This window comes from Yoonia sp., assembly GCF_965660735.1.
In the GTDB taxonomy this organism is placed as follows: domain Bacteria; phylum Pseudomonadota; class Alphaproteobacteria; order Rhodobacterales; family Rhodobacteraceae; genus Yoonia.
This window is the reverse complement of sequence record NZ_CBFIBD010000020.1, coordinates 1-23,449: the sequence shown is the minus strand read 5'-3', so window position 1 is coordinate 23,449 and position 23,449 is coordinate 1. Positions and strand designations below refer to the sequence as shown.

At 60.5% G+C, this 23,449-nt stretch carries 21 protein-coding genes, 1 pseudogene and 1 other annotated feature; of the genes and pseudogenes, 14 read left to right on the top strand and 8 right to left on the bottom strand.

All coding sequences use genetic code 11. The annotated features are described in order from the left end of the window. Nucleotides 1-7: 7 nt before the first annotated feature. The 4 genes from ACTG4B_RS09035 to ACTG4B_RS09020 all read right to left on the bottom strand — a co-directional run bounded on the left by ACTG4B_RS09035 (nucleotide 8) and on the right by ACTG4B_RS09020 (nucleotide 6,834). Entirely contained in the window at nucleotides 8-2,074 is a 2,067-nt protein-coding gene (locus ACTG4B_RS09035; RefSeq protein ID WP_439155371.1) for a hypothetical protein, read from the bottom strand. Nucleotides 2,075-2,147: 73 nt separating this feature from the next. After that, on the bottom strand, nucleotides 2,148-4,907 hold the full coding sequence (locus ACTG4B_RS09030) for a DUF4159 domain-containing protein (protein ID WP_439155370.1): 2,760 nt from the start codon (nucleotides 4,905-4,907) through the stop codon (nucleotides 2,148-2,150). 53 nt (nucleotides 4,908-4,960) lie between these two features. Continuing rightward, nucleotides 4,961-5,833 carry a DUF58 domain-containing protein gene (locus ACTG4B_RS09025; protein ID WP_439155369.1) on the bottom strand — a complete coding sequence of 291 codons (873 nt, stop codon included), beginning with the start codon at nucleotides 5,831-5,833 and terminating at the stop codon, nucleotides 4,961-4,963. Next, entirely contained in the window at nucleotides 5,830-6,834 is a 1,005-nt protein-coding gene (locus tag ACTG4B_RS09020; protein WP_439155368.1) for an AAA family ATPase, read from the bottom strand. Before ACTG4B_RS09020 ends, ACTG4B_RS09025 begins: the two co-directional genes overlap by 4 nt. A 70-nt stretch (nucleotides 6,835-6,904) precedes the next feature. On the opposite strand from ACTG4B_RS09020, the gene ACTG4B_RS09015 reads away from it, so the two are divergent. The 3 genes from ACTG4B_RS09015 to ACTG4B_RS09005 all read left to right on the top strand — a co-directional run bounded on the left by ACTG4B_RS09015 (nucleotide 6,905) and on the right by ACTG4B_RS09005 (nucleotide 8,927). Further along, complete coding sequence (locus ACTG4B_RS09015; protein ID WP_439155367.1) at nucleotides 6,905-7,480, top strand: DUF1285 domain-containing protein; 576 nt, start codon at nucleotides 6,905-6,907, stop codon at nucleotides 7,478-7,480. 138 nt (nucleotides 7,481-7,618) lie between these two features. Beyond that, complete coding sequence (locus tag ACTG4B_RS09010) at nucleotides 7,619-7,843, top strand: DUF2798 domain-containing protein (RefSeq protein WP_439155366.1); 225 nt, start codon at nucleotides 7,619-7,621, stop codon at nucleotides 7,841-7,843. Nucleotides 7,844-7,916: 73 nt separating this feature from the next. Next, complete coding sequence (locus ACTG4B_RS09005) at nucleotides 7,917-8,927, top strand: serine hydrolase domain-containing protein (RefSeq protein WP_439155365.1); 1,011 nt, start codon at nucleotides 7,917-7,919, stop codon at nucleotides 8,925-8,927. Between the two features lie 62 nt (nucleotides 8,928-8,989). On the opposite strand, the gene ACTG4B_RS09000 is transcribed toward ACTG4B_RS09005, so the two are convergent. After that, on the bottom strand, nucleotides 8,990-9,985 hold the full coding sequence (locus ACTG4B_RS09000) for a zinc ABC transporter substrate-binding protein (RefSeq protein WP_439155364.1): 996 nt from the start codon (nucleotides 9,983-9,985) through the stop codon (nucleotides 8,990-8,992). A gap of 56 nt (nucleotides 9,986-10,041) precedes the next feature. Here ACTG4B_RS09000 and ACTG4B_RS08995 point away from each other — a divergent pair, with 56 nt between their 5' ends. From ACTG4B_RS08995 to phoB, 9 genes are all read left to right on the top strand, one after another. Continuing rightward, a complete protein-coding gene (locus tag ACTG4B_RS08995) occupies nucleotides 10,042-10,560 on the top strand; it encodes a transcriptional repressor (RefSeq protein ID WP_439155363.1) in 519 nt (172 codons plus the stop codon). After that, nucleotides 10,557-11,321, top strand: a complete 765-nt coding sequence (locus tag ACTG4B_RS08990) for a metal ABC transporter ATP-binding protein (protein ID WP_439155362.1) — start codon at nucleotides 10,557-10,559, stop codon at nucleotides 11,319-11,321. The genes ACTG4B_RS08995 and ACTG4B_RS08990 overlap by 4 nt, the downstream gene beginning before the upstream one ends. After that, complete coding sequence (locus tag ACTG4B_RS08985) at nucleotides 11,321-12,115, top strand: metal ABC transporter permease (RefSeq protein WP_439155361.1); 795 nt, start codon at nucleotides 11,321-11,323, stop codon at nucleotides 12,113-12,115. Before ACTG4B_RS08990 ends, ACTG4B_RS08985 begins: the two co-directional genes overlap by 1 nt. Before the next feature lie 255 nt (nucleotides 12,116-12,370). Beyond that, the gene (locus ACTG4B_RS08980; protein ID WP_439155360.1) at nucleotides 12,371-13,411 is read left to right on the top strand and encodes a substrate-binding domain-containing protein; all 1,041 of its coding nucleotides are present in this window, start codon (nucleotides 12,371-12,373) and stop codon (nucleotides 13,409-13,411) included. 83 nt (nucleotides 13,412-13,494) lie between these two features. Next, a complete protein-coding gene (gene pstC, locus ACTG4B_RS08975) occupies nucleotides 13,495-14,967 on the top strand; it encodes a phosphate ABC transporter permease subunit PstC (RefSeq protein WP_439155359.1) in 1,473 nt (490 codons plus the stop codon). Further along, on the top strand, nucleotides 14,964-16,292 hold the full coding sequence (gene pstA, locus ACTG4B_RS08970; RefSeq protein WP_439155358.1) for a phosphate ABC transporter permease PstA: 1,329 nt from the start codon (nucleotides 14,964-14,966) through the stop codon (nucleotides 16,290-16,292). Before pstC ends, pstA begins: the two co-directional genes overlap by 4 nt. A 64-nt stretch (nucleotides 16,293-16,356) precedes the next feature. Further along, a complete protein-coding gene (pstB, locus tag ACTG4B_RS08965) occupies nucleotides 16,357-17,154 on the top strand; it encodes a phosphate ABC transporter ATP-binding protein PstB (protein ID WP_439155357.1) in 798 nt (265 codons plus the stop codon). A gap of 11 nt (nucleotides 17,155-17,165) precedes the next feature. Beyond that, on the top strand, nucleotides 17,166-17,882 hold the full coding sequence (gene phoU, locus ACTG4B_RS08960) for a phosphate signaling complex protein PhoU (protein WP_439155356.1): 717 nt from the start codon (nucleotides 17,166-17,168) through the stop codon (nucleotides 17,880-17,882). Beyond that, nucleotides 17,882-18,571, top strand: a complete 690-nt coding sequence (gene phoB / locus ACTG4B_RS08955) for a phosphate regulon transcriptional regulator PhoB (RefSeq protein WP_439155355.1) — start codon at nucleotides 17,882-17,884, stop codon at nucleotides 18,569-18,571. Before phoU ends, phoB begins: the two co-directional genes overlap by 1 nt. 44 nt (nucleotides 18,572-18,615) lie before the next feature. Here phoB and ACTG4B_RS08950 read toward each other — a convergent pair whose 3' ends face one another. Next, nucleotides 18,616-19,473 (bottom strand): universal stress protein, encoded by an 858-nt coding sequence (locus ACTG4B_RS08950; protein WP_439155354.1) that lies wholly within the window; start codon nucleotides 19,471-19,473, stop codon nucleotides 18,616-18,618. Nucleotides 19,474-19,487: 14 nt separating this feature from the next. Continuing rightward, complete coding sequence (locus tag ACTG4B_RS08945) at nucleotides 19,488-20,978, bottom strand: SulP family inorganic anion transporter (RefSeq protein WP_439155353.1); 1,491 nt, start codon at nucleotides 20,976-20,978, stop codon at nucleotides 19,488-19,490. Between the two features lie 60 nt (nucleotides 20,979-21,038). Next, nucleotides 21,039-21,094 (bottom strand) — a sequence feature (sul1 is cis-regulatory element that is thought to sense ions involved in sulfur or methionine metabolism; They are found in Alphaproteobacteria). 199 nt (nucleotides 21,095-21,293) lie between these two features. Between ACTG4B_RS08945 and ACTG4B_RS08940 the strand changes: the two genes are divergently transcribed. Further along, complete coding sequence (locus ACTG4B_RS08940; RefSeq protein ID WP_439155352.1) at nucleotides 21,294-21,599, top strand: SHOCT domain-containing protein; 306 nt, start codon at nucleotides 21,294-21,296, stop codon at nucleotides 21,597-21,599. A 31-nt stretch (nucleotides 21,600-21,630) separates the two neighbouring features. Here ACTG4B_RS08940 and ACTG4B_RS08935 read toward each other — a convergent pair whose 3' ends face one another. Continuing rightward, nucleotides 21,631-23,109, bottom strand: a complete 1,479-nt coding sequence (locus tag ACTG4B_RS08935; RefSeq protein ID WP_439155351.1) for an NAD-dependent succinate-semialdehyde dehydrogenase — start codon at nucleotides 23,107-23,109, stop codon at nucleotides 21,631-21,633. 65 nt (nucleotides 23,110-23,174) lie between these two features. On the opposite strand from ACTG4B_RS08935, the pseudogene ACTG4B_RS08930 reads away from it, so the two are divergent. Next, nucleotides 23,175-23,449 (top strand): annotated as a pseudogene (locus tag ACTG4B_RS08930) (alpha/beta hydrolase); the annotation flags it as partial.

The window sequence follows — 23,449 nt, the reverse complement described above, 5'->3', positions numbered from 1 at the left end:
CAGCGGGCTAGCGCCGCCCCTCGCGTAGCCAGGCCCCGATGATCAGCAGTGACGCGAGCAGCAGGAATGCCCAGGCTGGCAGGACGGGCATGATGCTGATTTCGGCCGTGCGGTAAGCCTCGCGCGGGGTGATCCCGATCCAGCCGCGCCCGGCGGCCGGGCGTCCCGCCCGAACGCTGCGGATGGAAATGTCACCGTCCGATATGGCCATGACCCCGCCACCTGTGCTGTCAATCAGCGGGCCAAGCGTTTCGCCGGTCGCGATGGTCTGTTCAAATTCGCGCGGGGCCGAGGGGCCAAGCGCGATCACGGCGGTCTCCTCGCCGTCATCCAGACGGTATAGCCCGATTTCGGGGGCCTCCCACAGGGTTTCGAACCGTCCGGGGGACACCTCCTGCAATGTCAGCACGCTTTCCGACCCGTCGGGGTGGGTCACTGTCACATCGCCGGTTTCCAGATCCAGCGTGCGCCGGATGATCCGCATGGACTGGCCCGTGGGTTCCGCCCAAAGCGTTTCTTCCTCAAGCTCGGGCTCTTTCATCATCCAATGGGCCAGCCTGCGCAGCAGTTCAAGCTGCGGTCCGCCACCTTCAAAACCGCGATCCCAAAGCCAGCTTTGATCCGATGCCATCAGGGAAACGCGCCCCTCTCCGATCCGGTTCAGGATCAAGAGCGGGCGATCATCCAGCCCCGCCATCACTGTCTGCGCCTGTTCGGGCACCAGCACGTCGATCAGGCGAAACCAGCGACCCCAACCCGGGCCGTCGCCGTCGGGATTTGGCGCATAGTTTTCCAGCCCTTCTGTCACCGGGTGGCGTTGGCCCAGATCGGTGATCTGCGGTGTGAATCCTTCTTCGAAGACGCGTGCAGTGGGCGCACCGGGCAGGATATCGCCCAGGGGCGACCGGTAGATGCTTTCAGCGCCCCCGTATTCCGGCCCGGACGAGATCAGAACCGCGCCGCCCTGTTCCACATAGTTGCGGATATTGTCCAGATAGGCACTGGGCAAGATGCCGCGCCTGCGATAGCGGTCAAAAATGATCAGATCAAAATCGTTGATCTTTTCCAGAAACAATTCGCGCGTGGGAAAGGCGATCAACGATAATTCGTTGACGGGCACGCCGTCCTGTTTTTCGGGCGGGCGCAGAATGGTGAAATGCACCAGATCGACGGATGCATCCGATTTCAGCAGGTTCCGCCATGTCCGTTCGCCCGGATGCGGCTCACCCGAAACAAGCAGCACGCGCAAGCGATCGCGCACGCCGTTAATCTGGACAACCGCACTGTTGTTGCGATTGGTCAACTCGCCCTCGGCGTCGGGAACTGTAAACTGCAACACGTTCATTCCGCCATGGGGCAGGGTCAGCGGCAGGCTGATGTCCTGACCGACGGGAACAGGCAGGGTCAGCGGGGCATCACCGTCAATGGACACCGACAACGGCACTGTCTGTGTCTCCGGCGCGGCCCCCTGATCGTCGATCCGCAAGGTCAGGGTAACTTCCTCTCCCAAGATCGCAAACGCGGGGGCGTTTGACACGACCAGGCGGCGGTCCCAGTCGTCGGGCTGGCCGGTCAGCAGGGTATGCAGGGGGGCAGGCAGTCGCGGCGCACGGTTCAGATCGTGCAGGCGTCCGTCCGTGGCCAGAATGATGCCTGCGATGCGACCCTGCGGCTCTTCGGCCAGCGCCTCGGACAGGGCGGTCATCAGGGCGGTGCCGGTGTCGCCTGTCCCATCGCCAAGGGTGACGATGCGCAGTTCGGTGCCTGGCTGTCGGGCAAGTTCGTCCTGGACATTGGCAATGGCGGCGGCATTTTGCGCCGGTCTGTCACCGATGCGCTGGCTTGCGCTTTCATCGACCACCAGTACGACAATATCCGATAGCGGTTCACGGTCTTCGCGCTGGATCGCTGGGTTGGCCAATGCCGCCAGCAACGCCAGCCCAGCCAGCCCGCGCAGCCACCAGCCGGGCAGCCGCCGCCAGATGGCAAGCGCCAGCCCCAGCGCGGCAATGCCGGTGACAGCATAAAGCGCCCAAAGCGGTATCAGCGGATCAAGGATCAGGGTTCCGGTCACTGTGGCACCTTTTCGCTTCTTCCGAGCATAAATATCCCCGCCGGAGGCATCAAATTTCTGGAAATTTGATCCATCATTGCCCCAACCTGTCCAGCAGATCCGGCACATGCACCTGATCGGATTTATAATTGCCGGTCAGCACATGCATGATCACGTTGACCCCGAACCGCAGCGCAATCTCGCGCTGGCGTTCACCGGCGGTGCCACGTCCCACCGGGAACATCCGGTTGCCGTTGCGGTCCACGGCCCATGCCCGCGCCCAGTCGTTGCCGCCGATAATAACCGGTGTGACCCCGTCATTCAGGTCGCGAAATGGCATGCCTTCCACCTGTGCGGCGTCGGGTGGCGATGCTTCGACCCAGACATCACGGCTGGCATAGCGGCCGGGGAAATCCTGCAACAGGTAAAAGGTGCGCGTCAGCACGTGATCTGACGGGATTGGTTCCAGCGCGGGAATATCCAGCGATCGCGCGATGACCTGCAACTGACGCCCCTCGGGCGAGCTGGACCCGAACCGCGCGGTGTCGGCGTCGCGGGTGTCGAACAGGATCATGCCGCCGCTGCGCAGATAACGGTTCAGTTTGGCATAGGCATCGCGGCTGGGCAGGGGCTGATCGGCGGTGACAGGCCAGTAAAGAAAAGGAAAAAACGCCAGCTCATCCGTTTCCAGGTTCACGCCAAGCGGTTCCGCCGGTTCGATGGATGTGCGCCGGAACAGCGTTTGCGACAATCCGCGCAACCCGGCGGCAGTGATGTCGTCTGTTTCGGGGTCCCCTGTCAGCACATGCCCCAGCACAACCTCTGATGTGGCGCGTATCGCGAAATCGTCGCCTTGCAGGTCTTGGGCTTGGGCATCAGGTGCGGCCAGCAACGCCAATACAAAAACCGCCGCCACATCCGCGCGCGGACCGCGCAACCGTCCGCCAAGCGCAAGCGAGGCGATCACATCGGCCAGCAACAGGCCGATCGCCCCGGCCAGAAGCCACCCCTTGAGCGCCGTTTCGCGTGAAATTGCCAAGCCCTCGACGGGAATGCGGGCGGGCCATTGGGCGACGTTCAACATCGTATCCGGCGTTATCACGTTGACGGCCAGTTGCCGTTCGGAACCGGTGTACAGACCGGGCACCAGATCCGGACCGGCCTTCGCATCGGCAAGCAATTCACCTGCCACGCCGGGCAGCGTGCTGGCATCGTCAAGCCGCCCATAGGCATCAAGCACCTTATTGGGACGCCATGTCGTGCCTGCCAGTTCGGCCGCATCCGGTGTGTCAGGCCGGGTCGACACCGCAAGCCGTTCCAGCATCTGCACGAACAACCCCGACAGCGGCAGGTTGGACCATTCGGCATTGGCCGTCACATGGACCAGCACGACCTGCCCTTCGCCCGTGATCTTGCGCGTCACCAGCGGGGTGCCGTCGGCAAGCTGTGCGATCACCCGTTCCGCCAGCGTCGGGTCTGGCTGCGCCATGACCTGGCTGGTGACGGTGACATCTTCGGGAATAGGCAGGCCAAAAAACGGGCTGTTCGTGTCAAAGGTGGCAAGGGTCTTGGGTTCGCCCCAGCTCATCGCGCCGCCCACGCTGCGCCCGCCCGCCCGCAGACGCACAGGCAACAGCGGGTCTTCGCTGCTGCGGCCCATGTCGGATGCTGCCAGCCTCGGCCCGGCGAACCGCAACAACAGACCGCCGTTTTCGACCCATTCCAGCACAGCATCGGCTTCACTGCCCGCCAATGTCGCGACATCTGCCAGCACGATGACATCGGGATTGGCCAGCAGGATGTCCTCCAGCGTGCCGTCGATCAGGTCCGCGGTCGGCTCCAGCGCCTCGCGCAGGTAATAAAGTGGCGACAGCAGCTCTAGCCCTTCGCGGTTGTCATCGCCCGCGATCAAGGCAACCTCGCGCCGTTTCAGGGCGTCGTCGGTCAGGCTGACAGCCCCTGCGGACCGCGCGCCGGTTACCTCAAAGCGGGTAATCCGGTTGCGCAGCTCTGGCGGCAGAACCATTGCTGTTTCTCCGACGGCCTCGCCTGCGGGAATGGTCATGGGGACGGTGGCCAGTTGCCGTTCCACACCGGCCGGGTCCAGCCCGATGGCGGCGATTGTCGTTTCGATCGTATTACCAAGGGGCGCGCGCACCGCTGAGACGCGCACCTGGCCATCTTCGAAACGGGCAGGCCGCAGTCCGATGGTTTGGCGCGGGGTCTGAAACGCCGTCACGCCACCGGCTTGTTCCAATGTGGCCAAAAGGTTTTCACGTGCGCGATAATCCAGCCCGTCAGAAATCCAATAGGTTTCAAACCCGCCCTGCTGATTTGCAAAATAGTTTGCCGGATCAATGGGCTGCCACGGCCTTGGCTGTAAATTCGGCAGGCGGTTGCGCCAGTCTCCGGGGGCGGCAAAGGGCAGATCGCCGGCTGGCAGGTCGGTCAGGCTGACCACGGCCACACGCCTGTCGGCTAACGCAGCCTCGGACAGCAGGGTGTCCACCCGGTCCAGCTTGGCCTGCCATGTGGCGGCACCGGCCCATGACCCATCCAGCAGGATCACCAGATCGCCGCGTCCTTCGCGAACGTCCTGCGGGTTCAGGACGGGACCGGCAAAACCGACGATGACCGCCGCCACCGCCAGCGTGCGCAACACCAGCAGCCACCATGGCGTGCGGTCGGTCTGGTTTTCGTCGTCGGCCAGACCCAAGAGAAGGGCCACACCGGGAAACCGCCGCCGGATCGGGGCAGGCGGCACGGCCCGCAACAAGATCCACAGGATCGGCAGGACAATCAGGCCGAGCAACAGCCACGGCGCCGCGAAACCTATGGGGCCAACGGACCACATTCAGCGATTTCCCTTTCCAGCATTCGGAACAGGGCGGGGATGCGAGGTGTTGGTCATGCGTGCCGCTCCAACGCGCCGTAAAGCCAGAGCAGGGCTTTGGTGGCGCTTTCGCCGGTGTGATGGGTCTGGAACTGCCATCCGGTCGTGCGCGCCAGATGGGCGAGCCGGTCCTTGCGTTCGGCCAGCCGGTCAAGATACCGCTGTTTCAGATCGCCTGCCTTGCGCGTTTCATGTTGCAGGCTGCCTGACATGCTTTGGAAGATGGTGCGCCCGTCAAAGGGAAATGCTTCCTCTTGCGGATCGAGCACCTGCAAAAGCGCACCCCGCACACCCCTGTCGGCGGCGCGCAGCAGCGCGTCTTCGACCGGTTGCAGATCGCCAAGGAAATCGGAAATGAACAGCGCGCGGGAATGCGGAAGCATGCCTTGCGCCTGGGGTGCACCGTAATCGCTGTCGTCGTCCTGCGACAAAAGCTGCGCCATCTGCATCACTTGCGCTTCACCCCGGCGCGGGGGCAGACGCAGGCCGGTCAGCCCCACCCGTTCGCCGCCCCGGATCAACAGGATAGCGCAGGCCAGTCCCAACGTGCGGGCACGCCCGCCCTTGCTGGGCAAATTCGCATCCGAGGTGAATGACATTGACGCGGCCTGATCGACCCAAAGGATGATCGACTGGGCGATCTGCCATTCCTTGTCCTGCACGAAACTCGTGTCAGACCGGGCCGACCGCCGCCAGTCGATGCTGCGCGCCTCGTCATGGGGTTGGGCCGGGCGGTATTGCCAGAATGTGTCGCCCGTACCCGCGCGCCTGCGCCCGTGTTCGCCCAGCAGCACGGTCGTCGCCAGATGCTCTGCCTCGGCCAGAAGGGCGGGCAGGGGGGCGGCAAGCGTTTCGGCTTGTGAACGAAGGGCAAGCGGTTGCGTCACGCGGCGGCCTCGACCTGGGTGATCTGTGCGGCCACGGTGTTGATGATGTGATGGATGCTTTCGCCGCGCGCGCGGGCGGCAAATGACAGTGCCATGCGATGTTCCAGCACCGGAACGGCCATCGCGCGCACGTCCTCGGCCGAGGGCGCGAGCCGTCCTTCCAGCAGGGCCTGCGCGCGCACGGTCAGCATCAGCGCCTGTGCGGCGCGGGGTCCGGGCCCCCAGCTGACATTCTGACGGATGATATCGGAGGCGTGTTCGTCGGGGCGGCAGGCGCGCACCAGATCAAGGATCATGTCAACGATAGCGTCGCCCACCGGCATCCGCCGCAGCAGGGTCTGGGCATCCAGCAACTCTTGCGCGGTAAACACGGGCTTTGAAACCGCGTCTTCCACGCCGGTGGTGGCGATCAGGATGTCCTTTTCGGTGTCGCGGTCGGGGTAGGGCACGTCGATCTGCACCAGAAAACGGTCCAGTTGCGCTTCGGGCAAGGGGTAGGTGCCTTCCTGTTCGATGGGGTTTTGCGTGGCCAGCACATGAAACGGCACACCAAGGGCCCGGTGCTGGCCTGCGATGGTGACCTCTTTTTCCTGCATCGCCTGCAACAGGGCCGATTGCGTCCGTGGCGACGCGCGGTTGATTTCGTCGGCCATCAGAAGCTGGCAAAAAATCGGGCCTTCGATAAAGCGGAAATTACGCTGTCCGTCTGCTGAGGTTTCCAACACTTCGGACCCCAGAATGTCCGCCGGCATCAGGTCCGGCGTGAACTGGATGCGGTTACCATCAAGACCCATAACAGTCGAAAGCGTATCGACCAGCCGGGTCTTGCCCAGTCCGGGCAGGCCGATCAGCACCGCATGACCACCGCAGATCAGCGCCGTCAGCGTCAGGTCCACGACCCGCGGTTGCCCGATGAAACGGGCGGCAATACTGCTGCGTGCCTCTTGCAGCTTTGCGCCCAAAATTTCAATCTGGGCGACAAGATCGGCATCGCTGGACATGGCATTCCTCCGGGTGAACTCTATCTATGTTATACCAACAGATATATCGATAGACCCCAATGGCAAAAACATGACGACACAAAAGATTGTGACCCCTTCAGCAGAAAGCCTCGCTCAAAGCGCCCGTGCGGCCCAAAAAGGCGGTTTGCCGCCGGTGCATCTGTGGAATCCGCCGTTCTGCGGTGATCTGGATATGCGCATTGCGCGGGATGGGACATGGTTCTACCTGGGGACGCCGATTGGCAGGCCAGCATTGGTAAAGCTGTTTTCGACGATTCTGCGCAAGGACGGGGATAATTATTTTCTGGTAACACCTGTCGAAAAGGTCGGCATCACCGTGGATGATGCGCCTTTCGTCGCGGTGGATTTCAACCGTCAGGGTGACGGCTTGGAATTTCAGACGAATGTGGGCGACCGCTTTGTCGCGGGGCCGGATAACCCGATCCGCGTTGTGCGCGATCCCGACACGGGCGAACCTTCCCCTTATATATTGGTGCGCGCCAACCTTGAGGCGCTGATCGACCGAAAATCGTTTTACCGGTTGGTGGACCTTGGGGCGCATGCCGACCACGCCGGCAAAAGCTGGTTTGGTGTCTGGTCGCAGGGTGTGTTTTTCCCGATCATCCCATCAGCAGAGCTTGAATAGACCCAATTGCCGACGACAGGTGCCAGCGGTGACTGCGGCGCGTCCCCGGACTGACAGCACCAAGGGCATGCGTATTGAGGCTTGAAAATTGGCGCGAAGCCGCGCAAAACCGCGCCATCCGTCAAGAAAGGTGTTCCGATGATCCCTGCCCGTTTCGCGCCTGTTCTGTTTGGCTTTCTTTTGTCCGGCATGATGTCTTTCATCGTCTCGGGTATTGCGACTGTTCGTGCGGCCGGGCTGCACGAGGAGTTTTTCGGTCTTTGGATGTCGTCATGGCCCCCAAGCTGGCTGGTCGCCTTTCCGACCGTGTTGCTGGTCGCCCCTTTTACGCGCCGGTTGGTGGCGCGCCTGACCCGCATTTGACGGTCACGCAATCCTGAGTGGCCTTGACGCACCTCAGCCCTAGTATCGCTGTATCGCGATGATAGGAGATCTGATGCACCGCCTGACCCGTCGATCCTTTCTGGCAGCCGCCGCCACGCTGAGCGCGACGCCGGTTCTGCCGCAATCCGACCCGTGGCAACCCGTTGCAAACCGTGCGCGGGCGCTTGACCAGTGTCATGCGCTGATGGTGCATCAGGGCGGTCGGCAGGTGCTGGCCGAGATATTTCGCGGCCCCGGACTGACCCGTGCGGTCCCTGTCAAATCCGTGTCCAAGACCATCGTGGCCGCGCTGACCGGGGCGGCGCTGGATCGTGGCGAATTGCCATCGCTTGACGCATCGTTGGGGCAGGTCGCGCCGGGTCTGATCCCGTCGGGCGCCGATCCGCGTGTGGCGGATATCACCGTTGAACATCTGGTCACGATGCAGGCCGGGCTAGAGAGGACGTCAGGGGCGAATTATGGCGGCTGGGTCAGCAGCGGCAATTGGGTCGCCGATGCCCTGTCCCGCCCCTTTGTCGCCACTCCGGGCAGCAGGATGCTCTATTCGACGGGGTCATTTCACATTCTGGGTGCCGTTCTGGCAGAGGTATCGGGCCAAAGTCTGTTGACGCTGGCGCGCCGCAGGCTGGGTCAGCCGCTGGGCATCGACATTCCGGCATGGACGCGGGATCCGCAGGGGCGGTATTTGGGCGGCAATGAAATGGCGCTGACACTGGACGGCATGGTGCGCTTTGGCGAAATGTATCGGCAAGGCGGTGCATTTGACGGGGCGCAGGTGTTGAGCGCGGATTGGGTCAGCCGGTCATTGCAGATGCGCACCCGGTCGCCCTATTCGGGGCTGCGATATGGGTATGGCTGGTTTCTGGGGCGTGCGGGTGGCCATGATTATGCGCTTGCGCGCGGATATGGCGGGCAGGTGATCTGCATCGCACCGACGCTTGATCTGACATTGGCGCTGACTTCTGATCCCACCCGACCGGCGCGAAGCGGTGGATATTTCGGCGACATCATGCAGTTGATCGAAGGGGCGATCATCCCCGTCGCGCAGGCCCAGATGGGATAGCCGGCGCATGATCGGATGGCGGCCCCATGCTGGTGCGCAAAGCAGGGGGCCGCTGCATCGCTTTACAGACAGTCGGCCAGCGTTGTGGCAAGATTTCGGATCAACTGCGGATAAAGCTGTGGGCCCGGTGCAAGATCTGACCCGAGCGGATCCAGCACCGCCGTCCGTGCCGCCGATCCATCCATCACGGTCGTGACCAGTTTAGCATTGAATTGCGGCTCTGACAAAACACAGGTGACATTCTGTTCGGCCACACGTCCCTGAATCTCGGCGATCCGTGCCGGGCTGGGGTCTGCGGCATCCGAAATCGAGATGGCGCCCGACGAAGGAAAATCGAAGGCGCCTTCGAAATACTGATAGGCATCGTGGAATACGATGAAATTCCTGTCGCGCACCGGGTCGAGAATTTGTGCAATTTCCTTTGACAGGGCCGCAAGTTCCGCGCGGCCCGCTGCGGCATTGGCAAAATAGGCCCCTGCATTGTCCGGGTCTGCCGCCGAAAGTGATGCCGCGATGGCGTTCAGCCAAGTGGCCGCGTTGTCGGGGGAAAGCCAGGCATGGGGGTCCGTGGCGCCATGATCATGACCTTCGTCCGCATGGCCTTCGTCCATATGATCCTCCTCGGCATGATCTGCGTGGTCGTCGTGTTCGCCATGGTCATCATGCTCTTCGGCGGTCTCTTCATGTGCGTGCGCGTCGAATAACGCACCTTCGCGGAAAGGCAGTTCAATGGTCCCTTGTACCCCGAGCAGTTCGGTGACCGAGGCGTCAGCGGCAAGCGTTTCCAGCGCACCGTCAAGCCAAGGCGTCAGGTTTGCGCTGGTCCAAAAAACAATATCTGCGTCCTGCAACGCGGCAGCTTGTGACGGGCGCAGCACATATTCATGCGGTGATGCACCCGCCGACACGATCAGGTCGGGCGTGCCTACACCCTCCATCACGCGGGCGACCAGCGAATGCACTGGCGCGATGTCCGCAGCCACACGAGGCACTTCGGCCATGGCGGTGCCAGCCAGCAAGGATGCTGTCAGTGAAAGCGAAAGGAGTTTTCTGGACATTGCTGTCTCCATGTGATTTTATAACATTCACTATCCGATACACAAAATGATATAACATGACAAGTCAAACCTCCCGACCTTCTGCTGGCGCGCCCGAAACATTGGGATTTGCAGAGCACGACCATCGTCACTGCGTGCAGTCGGCCATACTGGCGGCCGAAACATCCTGCGCTGATGCCGGGCTGCGGTTCACGCCTGTCCGCCGCAAGGTGCTGGAAATCCTGCTGCAAGAGCATCGTGCGCTGGGCGCCTATGATATCCTTGATCGCCTGCGCGAGGCCGGGTTCGGCGCACAGCCGCCCGTCGCCTATCGTGCGCTGGATTTTCTGGTGACCCACGGGTTTGCCCACAAGATCGAAAGGTTGAATGCCTTCATCGCCTGCGCACACCCCGGTGCCACACATTCACCGGCCTTCATGATTTGCCGGATATGCGATTCAGTCGCCGAAGCGCAGGCCACCCTGACCAACGGCGCATTGGGTGCTGCGGCGCGCAACGCCGGCTTCGTGATCGAAAGGACCGTCGTCGAGGCCGAGGGTGTCTGCCCCACCTGCGCAGAACGGTCCGACACATGAGCCTTGTAACCCTGAAAAACCTGAGCGTTCGCTATGGTGCGCGAACGGTGCTGCAAGACGTGAACCTTGCGATCGAGCCGGGTGAGATTGTCACCGTGGTTGGTCCCAACGGGTCGGGCAAGACCAGCCTTTTGCGGGCCATTATCGGCGCGACCCGCCCCGCCAGCGGGCATGTGACGCAACAAGAGGGGCTGCGGGTCGGCTATGTTCCGCAAAAGCTGCATATCGACCCCACCCTGCCAATCACTGTCGAACGGTTCTTGCGCCTGCCCGGTCCGGTGCCGCGCGCGGCCTGTGCGGTCGCACTGGAACAGGCCGGTGTGCCTGATCTGTCCAAACGGCAGATGTCGCAGCTGTCCGGTGGACAGTTTCAACGCGTTCTGCTGGCACGCGCATTGATCAATCGGCCCGATATCCTGCTTCTGGACGAGGCGACGCAAGGCCTTGATCAACCCGGATCGGCAGCTTTCTATCGCCGCATCGCCGACGTGCGCGCCGAAACCGGATGTGCCGTTTTGATGATCAGCCACGAACTGCACGTCGTCATGAGCGCATCCGACCGCGTGATATGTCTCAATGGCCATATATGTTGCGAAGGCACGCCCGAAATCGTCTCTTCTGCACCGGAATACCGGGCGCTGTTCGGAACCGGCACAGGTGGGGCGCTGGCGCTTTACCGGCATGAACACGACCATGACCATGACCATGCACACGACGAAACCTGTGGCCATGACCACAACCATACAAAGGCCGCCGAATAATGTTGGACGATTTCATGGTTCGCGCCACGCTGGCGGGTATCGGCGTGGCCTGTGCCGCGGCGCCATTGGGCAGTTTCGTGGTGTGGCGGCGCATGGCCTATTTCGGAGATGCGACCGCCCATGCAGCCATTCTGGGGGTTGCGCTGTCGCTTGCGTTTCAGGTGTCGATCTTTGCGGGCACGATGGCGGTATCGCTGGCCATGGCACTTACTGTGACCCTGCTGACCGGGCGGGGGTATGCGATGGACACGCTGTTGGGCGTGCTGGCCCATTCCGCGCTGGCCTTTGGGTTGGTGGCGGTGTCCTTCCTGTCGGGCATACGCATAGATCTGATGGCTTATCTTTTTGGTGATATCCTGTCGGTGTCGCGGGGTGATCTTGCGATCATATGGTCCGGAGCGGGGATTGTAGTGGCGTTGATCGGCCTGCGCTGGTCGTCACTGCTGACAGCGACCCTCAGCGACGATCTGGCCTATGCCAGCGGGATCAACCCCAAGCGCGAACAAATGATCCTGACGCTGTCGCTGGCCATTACCGTGGCCGTGGCGATCAAGGTCGTGGGTGTGCTGCTGATCGCGGCGATGCTGATCATTCCGGCGGCTGCGGCCCGCCCCCTGTCACGCACGCCCGAGGCGATGGCCGTCATCGCCGCCGTCATCGGTGGGGTTTCCGCGGTGGCCGGGCTGCGCGCGGCCTATATGTTCGATACGCCGGCAGGCCCGTCCATCGTCTGTGTGGCAGCCGTTGTTTTTCTGTTCTCCAGCCTTCTGGGCGGCCGGCAAACAGCAACCTGAACCAACATGCGACATGCAGCAACCCCGCATCATCGCGCGGGTGCGCGGGTGGCGGCGCATTTTGGAAAACAGGATTTCAATTGCATCTGCGTTGCCCGGCAGGGACATCAGCAGCTTTTGCCTGGTTGCCAAAATCCAGCATCGCGCGCTGTTACAAAATTGTCATATATTTGTTGCATAAGGCTTACAGAATCTCACTAGCCACCCCGATGAGGCCGGATGTTACGGCCCATAACGACAAAATCAGGAGTGATCATGTCTTTCACAAAGCTTTCCACATCGGCATTGGCGATCCTTGCCGTGTCAGCCACCGCAGCCGCTGCGCGTGACAACGTGCAGGTTGCAGGTTCTTCGACCGTTCTGCCCTATGCCTCGATCGTGGCTGAACTGTTCGGCGACAACACCGATTTCCCGACACCCGTGATCGAATCCGGCGGCTCTTCTTCGGGTCTGAAGCGTTTCTGCGAAGGTGTTGGCGAAAACACGATCGACATCGCGAACGCATCGCGCGCCATCCGTGAATCGGAAATCAAGGCCTGTGCCGACAACGGTGTGACCGACATCATGGAAGTCCGCATCGGCTATGACGGCATCGTGTTCGCCAGCCAGCAAAGCGGCCCGGCCTTCACCGGATTCCAGCCTGCCGACATCTACAACGCCATCGGTGCCCAAGTCATGAAAGACGGCGCGCTGGTCGATAACAGCTTTCAGAACTGGGCCGAATTCAACGCTGATCTGCCCGACGTTGAAATCGCCATGTTCATCCCCGGCACCAAGCACGGCACACGTGAAGTCTTCGAAGAAAAAGTGTTGCTGGACGGCTGCGAAGTCACCGGCGCAATGGAAGCCATGATGGCTGCCGGCATGTCCGAAGATGACGCCGAAGATGCCTGCCTCGACGTGCGCCAGGATGGCAAGTCGGTCGACATTGACGGCGATTACACCGAAACACTGGCCCGTATCGACGCCAACACGAACGGTATCGGCGTGTTTGGTCTGTCGTTCTACGAGAACAACCAGGACAAGCTGAAAGTGGCAACGATGGGCGGCATCGCGCCATCCACCGAAACCGTTGCATCCGGTGAATATCCTGTGTCGCGTCCGCTGTTCTTCTACATCAAGAAGGCACATATCGGCGTGATCCCCGGTCTGAAAGAATACGCTCAATTCTTCATGGCTGACGAAATCGCTGGTGCGAACGGCCCCCTGGCAAACTACGGCCTGGTGTCCGATCCAGAGCTGGCCGAAACCCAAAAGCTGATCGCTGACGAAGTGACCATGGGGTCGAACTCTTAATCTGGCCACTGGCCATATTATCGGGGGCGGCATGATTTGCCGTCCCCATCCTGACAGAACTCTTTAATTTTACAGGGGGCGTGATGCCACTTATCTGGCTCTTCCTGATCGTTCTGGCGATCGCGGCAGCGGGCTATATGCTGGGACGGTCACGCGCGCTTGCCAGTGCTGGCGGCGACAGCCGTGAACTTCACTCCTTGCCCTCTTACTACGGGTCTAATGTCGCAATCAAAGCGGTTCTTCCTGCGTTTGCGGTCATGTTGGTCTGGCTTGTCGTGCAACCGTTTATCATCGGGTCGAGCATTTCCGAGATGATCCCCGACAGTTCCATCCGCGAAGGCGCATCGCGTGGCCTGTTGATGGCAGAGGTCCGCCGCACCGCCACGGGCCTGGACAATGCGGTCGCGACAGGTGTGATGACCGAGGGTTTCGCCCGCGACGTACGTGCGGATGTCACCGACATTACCCAACGATTGCGCGATGCCAACCAGATCGTCACCAACGAGGTGACACAACCGATCCTGCGCGCGGCCCAACGGTTTCGCGTGCTGAACGCCAATGGCAACCTTGCCATGGTTCTGACTGTGATTGCCGTGGCGCTTGCCAGCGCATTCTACGGCTATCGCGAATCACATGCTGACTTTCGCGCACGGAACGTGGTCGAGGCCACGGTAAAGGCGTTGCTGATCGCGGCAGCTTCGGTCGCTGTTTTGACCACCGTGGGTATCGTCCTTTCGCTGGCATTCAACACGATCGAGTTTTTCAAGTTGTATCCGGCAACCGATTTCTTTTTCGGCACCAACTGGGCACCTAGTTTCACAGGGCGCGGCGGGTCATCGGACCTTGGTATTCTGGCATTGCTCTGGGGCACCTTTTACATCTCTTTGGTCGCACTGCTGGTGGCTGTGCCCATCGGACTGTTCGCCGCCATCTACCTGAGCGAATATGCGTCAAAGCGTATCCGGTCGGTCGCCAAACCCATGCTAGAGGTTCTGGCCGGTATTCCGACCATCGTCTACGGTCTGTTTGCGCTGCTGACCGTCGGTCCATTGCTGCTGAGCGTGTTCGGTCGGGACGGGCTGAACTGGATGCAATCGGGTACGGCGGTGATGACTGCCGGTCTGGTGATGGGTGTCATGCTGATCCCCTTCGTATCGTCGCTAAGCGATGACATCATCAACGCGGTGCCACAGGCCCTGCGCGACGGGTCGTACGGACTGGGTGCGACAAAATCCGAAACCATCAAGCAGGTCGTGCTGCCCGCCGCCCTTCCCGGGATCGTCGGGGCCATTCTGCTGGCTGCGTCACGTGCGATTGGCGAAACCATGATCGTCGTTCTGGGGGCGGGGGCCGCCGCCCGGCTGAGTATGAACCCCTTTGATGCGATGACGACCGTGACCGCCAAGATCGTCAGCCAGTTGACCGGCGACGCGGACTTTTCCTCGCCCGAGGCACTGGTGGCCTTTGCGTTGGGCATGACACTTTTCATTATCACGCTGGGGCTGAATATCTTTGCCCTCTATATCGTGCGCAAATACCGGGAGCAGTACGAATGACCGACGCGAGCATGAATAAACCCGTGCGCAAGGGCAAATCGTCGTTGATCGAGGCCGATGCGCAGACCGCCCGCCGGAATGCATCGGAAAAGCGGTTTCGCGCCTATGGCCTGACCGCGATCTTGATCGGTGTTTTCTTTCTGGTGGTGCTGTTTACCTCGATCCTGCGGTCGGGCCTGCCAGCGTTTACCAACACCGTGGTCGAAATCGACTTTACCCTGTCTCAGGAAGAATTCGATGCGTCAGAAGCGACGCTGTTCAAGACCAAGGCTTATACCGACCTCTATATTACAGACCTGAAAAACCAGGTCGAGCAGGCCGGTCTGGATGTCACATTTGACGAGGCATCGGTCGAGCGGGTTTTGGGTAAGGTCGGCAGCACGCTGCGCGAACACTATGCCGCCAATCCCGGTGACATTGGTGAGCCGGTGAGTTTTTCACTGTCCACGTCCAGCCGGATCGACGGATATTTCAACGGACGGGTGACCCGCGAAGGGCTAGAAGATACGCGGTTTCTTCAGATGTCCGATCTTGATCTGGTCGATGCGCTGGAACAGGCAGGGATCATCCGGCAGGCGTTCAACTGGAACTTTATCACAGGGTCGGATTCAGGCGTGGACAACCCCGGTGGTGCCGGGATCGGTGTTGCGGTCGTGGGGTCATTCTTCATGATGCTGGTCGTGCTGGTGCTGTCGCTGCCGATTGGCGTGGCCGCCTCGATCTATCTTGAGGAATTCGCCCCCAAGAACCGCTGGACCGACCTGATCGAGGTCAACATCTCGAACCTGGCGGCTGTGCCGTCGATCGTGTTCGGTATTCTGGGCCTGGCCGTGTTCATCCAGTTCATGCACCTGCCGCAATCCGCACCGTTGGTCGGTGGTCTGGTGCTGACGCTGATGACCCTGCCCACGATCATTATTGCGACCCGCGCATCGCTGCAATCAGTCCCGCCCAGCATCCGCGATGCGGCACTGGGGGTGGGCGCGTCCAAGATGCAGGCGGTGTTCCATCACGTGTTGCCGCTGGCCATGCCCGGCATCCTGACCGGCACGATCATCGGACTGGCACAGGCGTTGGGGGAAACAGCGCCGCTGTTGTTGATCGGGATGGTCGGCTTTATCGCGCGTGCATACCCCGAAGGCGTCGTCGAAGGCTTTACCGCTGCCAATTCGGCCATGCCCGCACAGATTTACACATGGGCCGCTCGGGCCGACCCCGGCTTTTACGAAAAGGCCTGGGGCGGTATCATTATCCTTTTGGCGTTCCTGTTGACGATGAACATCATCGCGATCATCCTGCGCCGTCGGTTCGAACGCCGTTGGTAACCCCCGAACGCCCTCTGCGCTGCGCCGGACGGCGCGGCGTGCGGGCCGCACAAGGACGAACAGAATGTACGATATGCCCAGGAAAGACACGATTGTGGATCAGCAAGACATCAAGATAACTGCCAAAGGTGTTCAGGTTTATTATGGCGACACCCATGCCATCAAAGATGTGAATGTGGATATCGACGACAAGACCGTGACCGCCCTGATCGGGCCGTCGGGTTGTGGCAAATCCACTTTTCTGCGCTGTCTGAACCGCATGAACGACACGATCGATATCTGCCGGGTCGTGGGTGATATCGCGATTGACGGTCAGGACATTTACGATCCGCGCGTCGATCCGGTTCAGTTGCGTGCCAAGGTCGGCATGGTGTTCCAGAAACCCAACCCGTTCCCCAAATCGATTTATGACAACGTCGCATATGGCCCGCGCATCCACGGGCTGGCCAAGAACAAGGCCGATCTGGACGATATCGTCGAAAACGCCTTGCGGCGCGGCGCGATCTGGGAAGAGGTCAAGGACCGCCTGGATGCATCGGGCACCGGTCTTTCGGGGGGTCAGCAGCAGCGTCTGTGCATTGCACGCGCCATCGCCACACAGCCCGAGGTTCTTTTGATGGATGAACCTTGCTCTGCGCTTGATCCGATTGCGACGGCGCAGGTCGAGGAACTGATCGACGAATTGCGTCGGGATTATTCGGTCGTGATCGTGACCCATTCGATGCAGCAAGCGGCGCGTGTCAGCCAAAAAACCGCGTTTTTTCACCTTGGAAATCTGGTCGAATACAACGCCACCGGGGAAATTTTCACAAATCCACAGGATAGCCGCACCGAAAGCTATATCACTGGCCGGATCGGATAGGGAACTAGGCCATGAATGAAAGACATATCGTTACCTCGTTCGACCGTGACCTTGAAGGTATTCAGGCCACCGTCATCAAGATGGGTGGCCTGGTCGAGGTCGCACTTTCCGATGCCGCGAAAGCCCTGAAAGCACATGATGTCGAACTGGCTGAAAAAGTCAGAAAAGGGGACCGCCAGGTCGATGCATTTGACCAGAGCATCAAGACAGATTCAGCTAGGTTGCTGGCGCTGCGATCCCCGACTGCCGGCGACCTGCGCACAGTGCTGACCGTGATGGAAATCAGTTCGCATTTGGAACGGTGTGGTGACTACGCCAAGAATATCGCCAAGCGCACGATCGCCATGGCCGGAAGCGGTGACATTGACGATTCACTTTCCGCGTTGGGCCGCATGGCGCGGTTTGTCGAGGCAATGATCAAGGATTCACTTGATGCCTACATCCAGCGCGATGCGGAAAAAGCAGCTGAAATCATTGAACGGGATCTAGAGGCCGACCAGATCTACAACACCCTGTTCCGGTCCCTGCTGACCCACATGATGGAGGACCATCGCAATATCACGGTGGGGATGCACCTGCATTTTATCGCAAAGAACATCGAACGCGTCGGTGATCACGCAACAGGCATCGCAGAGCAGACCATCTATCTTGTGACGGGTGAATTGCCCGAAGACGACCGCCCCAAGCAAGACAAGACGTCGCTCGCATTTCAGGAAAGTGATGAATAATGGCCGAGATGCAGCCATCCGTCCTCGTCGTCGAGGACGAGCCGGCACAAAGGGAAGTTCTGGCGTATAATCTGGAAAGCGAAGGTTTTCGTGTGATCAAGGCCGCCGACGGAAACGAGGCGTTGCTGCTGATCGAAGAAGAAAACCCCGATCTGATCCTGTTGGACTGGATGCTGCCCGGCACGTCGGGCATCGAAATCTGCCGCCAGATCAAGGTAAAGCCTGCGTTCAGGATGACGCCGGTGATCATGCTTTCCGCCCGGTCAGAAGAGGTTGATAAGGTGCGCGGCCTGGAAATCGGTGCCGATGACTATATCGTCAAACCCTATTCGGTCGTCGAACTGCTGGCGCGGGTCAAGGCGCAGTTGCGGCGCACACGGCCGGCCAGTGTCGGCGAACGCCTGACCTATGCCGACATCTTGCTTGATGCCGAAAGCCACAAGGTTTTTCGCGGTCAACACGAGCTGAAGTTGGGGCCGACCGAATTTCGTCTACTGACAACGTTCATGGAAAAACCTGGCCGGGTCTGGGGGCGCGAACAATTGCTGGACCGTGTCTGGGGGCGCGACATTTACGTCGATACCAGAACCGTCGATGTTCACATTGGCCGCCTGCGCAAGGCACTGAGCAGCCAGGGTGGTGACGATCCGATCAGAACCGTGCGCGGGGCTGGCTACGCCTTGGGGTGAGCCGACCACCAACCGCCGCATCAGGTGGTCAATGCAGCCCCCACTTAGCGCATGATCAAAACAGGGACGCGGCAGGACCGGATCATCTCGGTCGTGGTTGACCCGATAATCAGCGCACGCACACGGCTGTGGCCGTAGGCCCCCATGACCAATAGTTCGTGTGCGTCCTGCACCGTGATCTGCGCCAGCACCTTTTCCGGCTCGCCGCTGCGAATGATGGTATCTGCCTCGAAACCGCCCGCCCGCAGTGTGGCCGCCGCTGTGTCGAGCGATTTGCGGATCTCGGGCGTGTCCTTGCCTGCGAAAACGAGCGAAACGACCAGCCCTGCAAACAGCGGGCTGCGCGAAATGTAATCAACCGCCTTTAGGGATGATGGCCCGCCGTCAAAGGCCACCAACACCTTTTGCACGGGTTTGAAAGCGCGGTTGGCGATAAAGACAGGTTTGTGGCTGGCACGCACGACCCGTTCCAGGTTCGACCCCAGATGGTCCATCGCCATGCCTGCGGCCTCGCCCCGTTTACCGATGACGATCATGTCGCCCTGATCTTCCTTGGCGGTGACGGTTTCGATCAGGTCGCCCTGACGCAGGCGCGTTTCGACATCGGTCACGCCATCAGCGGTGATGATCGACTTGGCGTCCTCCAGTATCGCGCGCCCATGTTCATGGGTCAGCTTGGCGCGTTCTGCATCCAGATCGGACAGTTGTCTGAGCAAGGCTGTGCGCGCACCCAGCCGAATGGCCCCTGACAGATCCTGTTTATCAACGGCATCACGGCGACCCATCACGTGATAAATCTTGACCTTCCAGTCATTCTTGCCTGCGATCCAGGCTGCGTGGTGGCAAACGCTCTCCGAATATGCAGAGCCATCCACCAAGGCGATCAGTGTATTCTTTGTCATGTTCGGTCCCTCCCTCAGTGGCCCATCAACTGATCCATCGCGCCCGGCTTGTCATGTATGGCAAGCTTGTCAACGATGGTTTCCGATGCTTCGTTCAGGCCGATGATTTCGACTTCGGCACCTTCACGCCGGAATTTCAGCACGGCCATGTCCAGCGCGGCAACCGACGAAATATCCCAGATATGTGCGCGGCTGACGTCGATCGTGACCTTTTCCGGCGCTTCCTTGAAATCAAACGCTTTCATGAAATCCTCGGACGAAGCAAAGAAAAGTTGACCTTCGACAGTGTAGGTGCGGTGGTTGCCGTCGGGCGTAATGTCCGTGCGCACGCGGAACAGTTGTGCGATTTTCCAGGCAAAGAAGATGCCCGACAACAAAACACCCACCAGCACGCCTATGGCAAGGTTGTGCGTGTAGACCACGAAAAACACCGTCGCCAGCATCACGATTGACGATGACCGCGGGTGTTCGCGCAGGTTCGCAATGGACGACCACGAAAAGGTGCCTACCGACACCATGATCATGATTGCGACCAGTGCCGCCATGGGAATGATCGCAACGATATCGCCCAGTCCCACGACCATGATCAACAGGAACCCGCCCGCTGCAAAGCTGGACAACCGTCCGCGCCCACCGGATTTCACGTTGATGATCGACTGGCCGATCATCGCACAACCCGCCATGCCACCGATGAACCCGGTTGCGGTGTTGGCGATGCCCTGTCCGATGCATTCCTGATTGCGGTCGGATGCCGTGTCGGTCAAGTCATCGACGATCTGCTGTGTCATCAGGCTTTCCAAAAGGCCAACCACGGCGACAGCCACCGAATAGGGAAAGATAATCGACAAGGTATCAAGGTTCAGCGGGATGTCGGGGATCAGGAAGATTGGCAGAGTATCCGGCAATTCGCCCATGTCACCCACCGTCCGCACATCCCACCCCATTGCGATCGTCAGGATCGTCAGCACGATGATTGTCACCAGAGGCGACGGGATCGCCTTGGTCAGCAGCGGGAACAGATAGATGATCGCCAGGCCACCCGCGACAAGGAAATAGGTCAGCACCGGCACCCTCGACGGGTCAAGTTCGGGCAGCTGCGCCATGAAAATCAGGATCGCCAGCGCGTTCACAAAGCCGGTCATCACCGATTTCGACACGAACCGCATCACATAGCCAAGTTTCAGGAGGCCCGCGCCAATCTGCAAAAGTCCCGCCAGCACTGTCGCGGCCAGCAGATATTCAAGCCCGTGCTCCCGCACCAGCGTGACCATCAGCACGGCTGTCGCCGCTGTCGCCGCCGAGATCATACCGGGCCGCCCGCCCGTGATCGCCGTAATGACCGCGATCGAGAAAGAGGCATAAAGCCCCACCTTGGGATCAACGCCCGCGATGATGGAAAATGCGATCGCCTCGGGGATCAGGGCAAGCGCCACCACAAGCCCCGACAGCAGATCGCCGCGAATATTCTGCGTCCACTGACGCTGGTATTGAGCAAGAGATATCATGAACAGTTCTTATCCATCGGCCGCACGCCATTGCCTGCGGTCTTTTGAGGTCGGTATCGGGTTAGTCCGGCGGATAGGCGGCCGGAAGAGCCAGCCGGGGATGCCCCGACTCCGGATGGGATTGCAGGGGTCATACCCATAGACGCCGCAAAAGCCAAGACACCGAACGCATGCTGTTACCGTGGCACCGTCCCGGCGGGGTGATTGCGCGAAATCCGCCCGAAATCCGGGCACCGTTGACGTGCATCAAGGCGAAATCGTCAATCTGCGTGCAGGTTGCTTGCGCGTTGACCGGAATGGACAAGGAAACGGATCATGGAAAAAATTGCCGCAACTGCCGCGCTATTGGTGCCGCTTGGGCAGGTCGCATCGGCTGACACGATGGGGTCGGGCTATGGTAACCATATGTATGGTGACGGATATGGGTTTATCGGCCTTGGAATGATGCTTTTATTTTGGGGGCTTGTCGTGCTGTTGGCGGTGCTGGCCTACAAATACGCCGTGCAGGGCGCACCCGGTGCCAAGCGGACCGACGCGCTGGAAATTCTGCGTCAAAGGCTTGCCAAAGGCGAGATCGATCCCGAAGAATTCGAGGCCCGCCGCAAGGCATTGGGCGAGTAGGGCGGGGCAGAACCCCACCCTACATATCAGTTCAGACTGACGTGCAGATGTATTTCATCTCCATGTAGTCGTCGATCCCGTGGCTTGAACCTTCGCGGCCCAGACCCGATTGTTTGACGCCGCCGAACGGGGCCACTTCGGTCGAGATGATGCCGGTGTTCACGCCGACGATGCCATATTCCAGCGCCTCGGCGACCTTGGTCACGCGGCTCAGGTCTTTGGCATAGAAATAGGAGGCGAGGCCGAAAATCGTGTCGTTGGCCTGAAAGATCACGTCGTCTTCGTCTTCAAACATGAAAAGCGGTGCGAAGGGCCCAAAGGTTTCATCGGTGCTGACCATCATCTCTTTCGTGGCGTTTGCCACGATGGTGGGTTCAAAGAATTGCCCGCCCAGATCATGCGGCTTGCCCCCTGTCAGGACCGTGCCGCCCTTCGACAGCGCATCGTCCAGGTGTTCCTGCACTTTCTTTACAGCCGCCGGTTCAATCAGCGGCCCAAGCGCGACACCATCGGCCAGTCCGTCGCCCACGCGCAGGTTTTCCACCGCTACCTTCAGCTTGGCGGCGAATTCATCGTAGACGCCCTTCTGCACGTAAATCCGGTTGGCGCAGACACAGGTCTGGCCATTGTTGCGGAATTTGCACGCAATGGCCCCGATAACGGCTTCGTCCAGATCGGCGTCGTCGAACACGATGAAAGGTGCATTGCCGCCCAGTTCCATGCTGCATTTCATGACCTGATCGGCGGCCTGTTTCAGCAGGATGCGCCCCACTTCGGTAGAACCGGTAAAGGTCAGCTTGCGCACGATGGGGTTTTCACAGAATTCCTTGCCGATATCCGACGAAGAGGTCGATGTCACGACCGAGAACAAACCTTTGGGCACGCCGGCCTCTTCGGCCAGTTTCGCCATGGCGAGTGCGGAAAGCGGTGTCAGAGACGCGGGCCGGATCACAAAGGCACAGCCGGCGGCAAGGGCGGGCGCCACCTTGCGGGCGATCATCGCGTTGGGAAAGTTCCATGGCGTGATACCTGCAGCCACGCCGATGGGCTGGCGGATCACGGTGATCCGCTTGTCGGCCATGTGCCCGGGAATGGTTTCGCCGTAGATGCGCTTGGCTTCTTCGCCGAACCATTCGATGAAACCCGCGCCATAGGCAACCTCGCCACGGGCTTCGGCCAGCGGTTTGCCTTGTTCGGCAGTCATGATGATGGCCAGGTCTTCCTGGTGTTCCATCATCAGGTCATACCATTTGCGCAGCACCTTTGCGCGGTCCTTGGCGGCCAGCGCGGCCCATGGTTTTTGTGCTTTTTGCGCGGCGTCGATGGCGCCTGCCACTTCTGCGCGGGACAGATCGGGTATGCGCGCAATCACGTCGCCACGGGCGGGGTTTGTGACGTCGAATGTCTTGCCGCTGGCGGCTTGCACCCAGTTCCCGGAAACAAAGGCTGCCTCGCAGACCAGATCGGGGCGGGACAGCAGCGATTTGAGGTTGGTGGATTCGTCAAGCATGGTAGCCTCCGTTTTGATTGGGTGCTTTGTGGACCCTTTGTGGTGGCCGCGTAAAGGGGAAGACGATGGATTTGGATGATGCCTATGCCAATGCGGCCCATATTCCGGGGGGCGATGCCTATCCGGAAAAATGGGCGGGGCTGGCGGCGGCATTTCGCGCGCAAGCCGTGCGCGAACTGGATTTGCCATATGGGGAAACACCCCGGCAGCGGTTTGACCTGTTCCACCCGCCACGGCTGGCCAAAGGGGTCGTGATATTTGTGCATGGCGGGTATTGGTTGCGGTTCGACAAATCGTTCTGGTCGCATCTGGCGGCGGGGCCGCTGGCGCATGGCTGGGC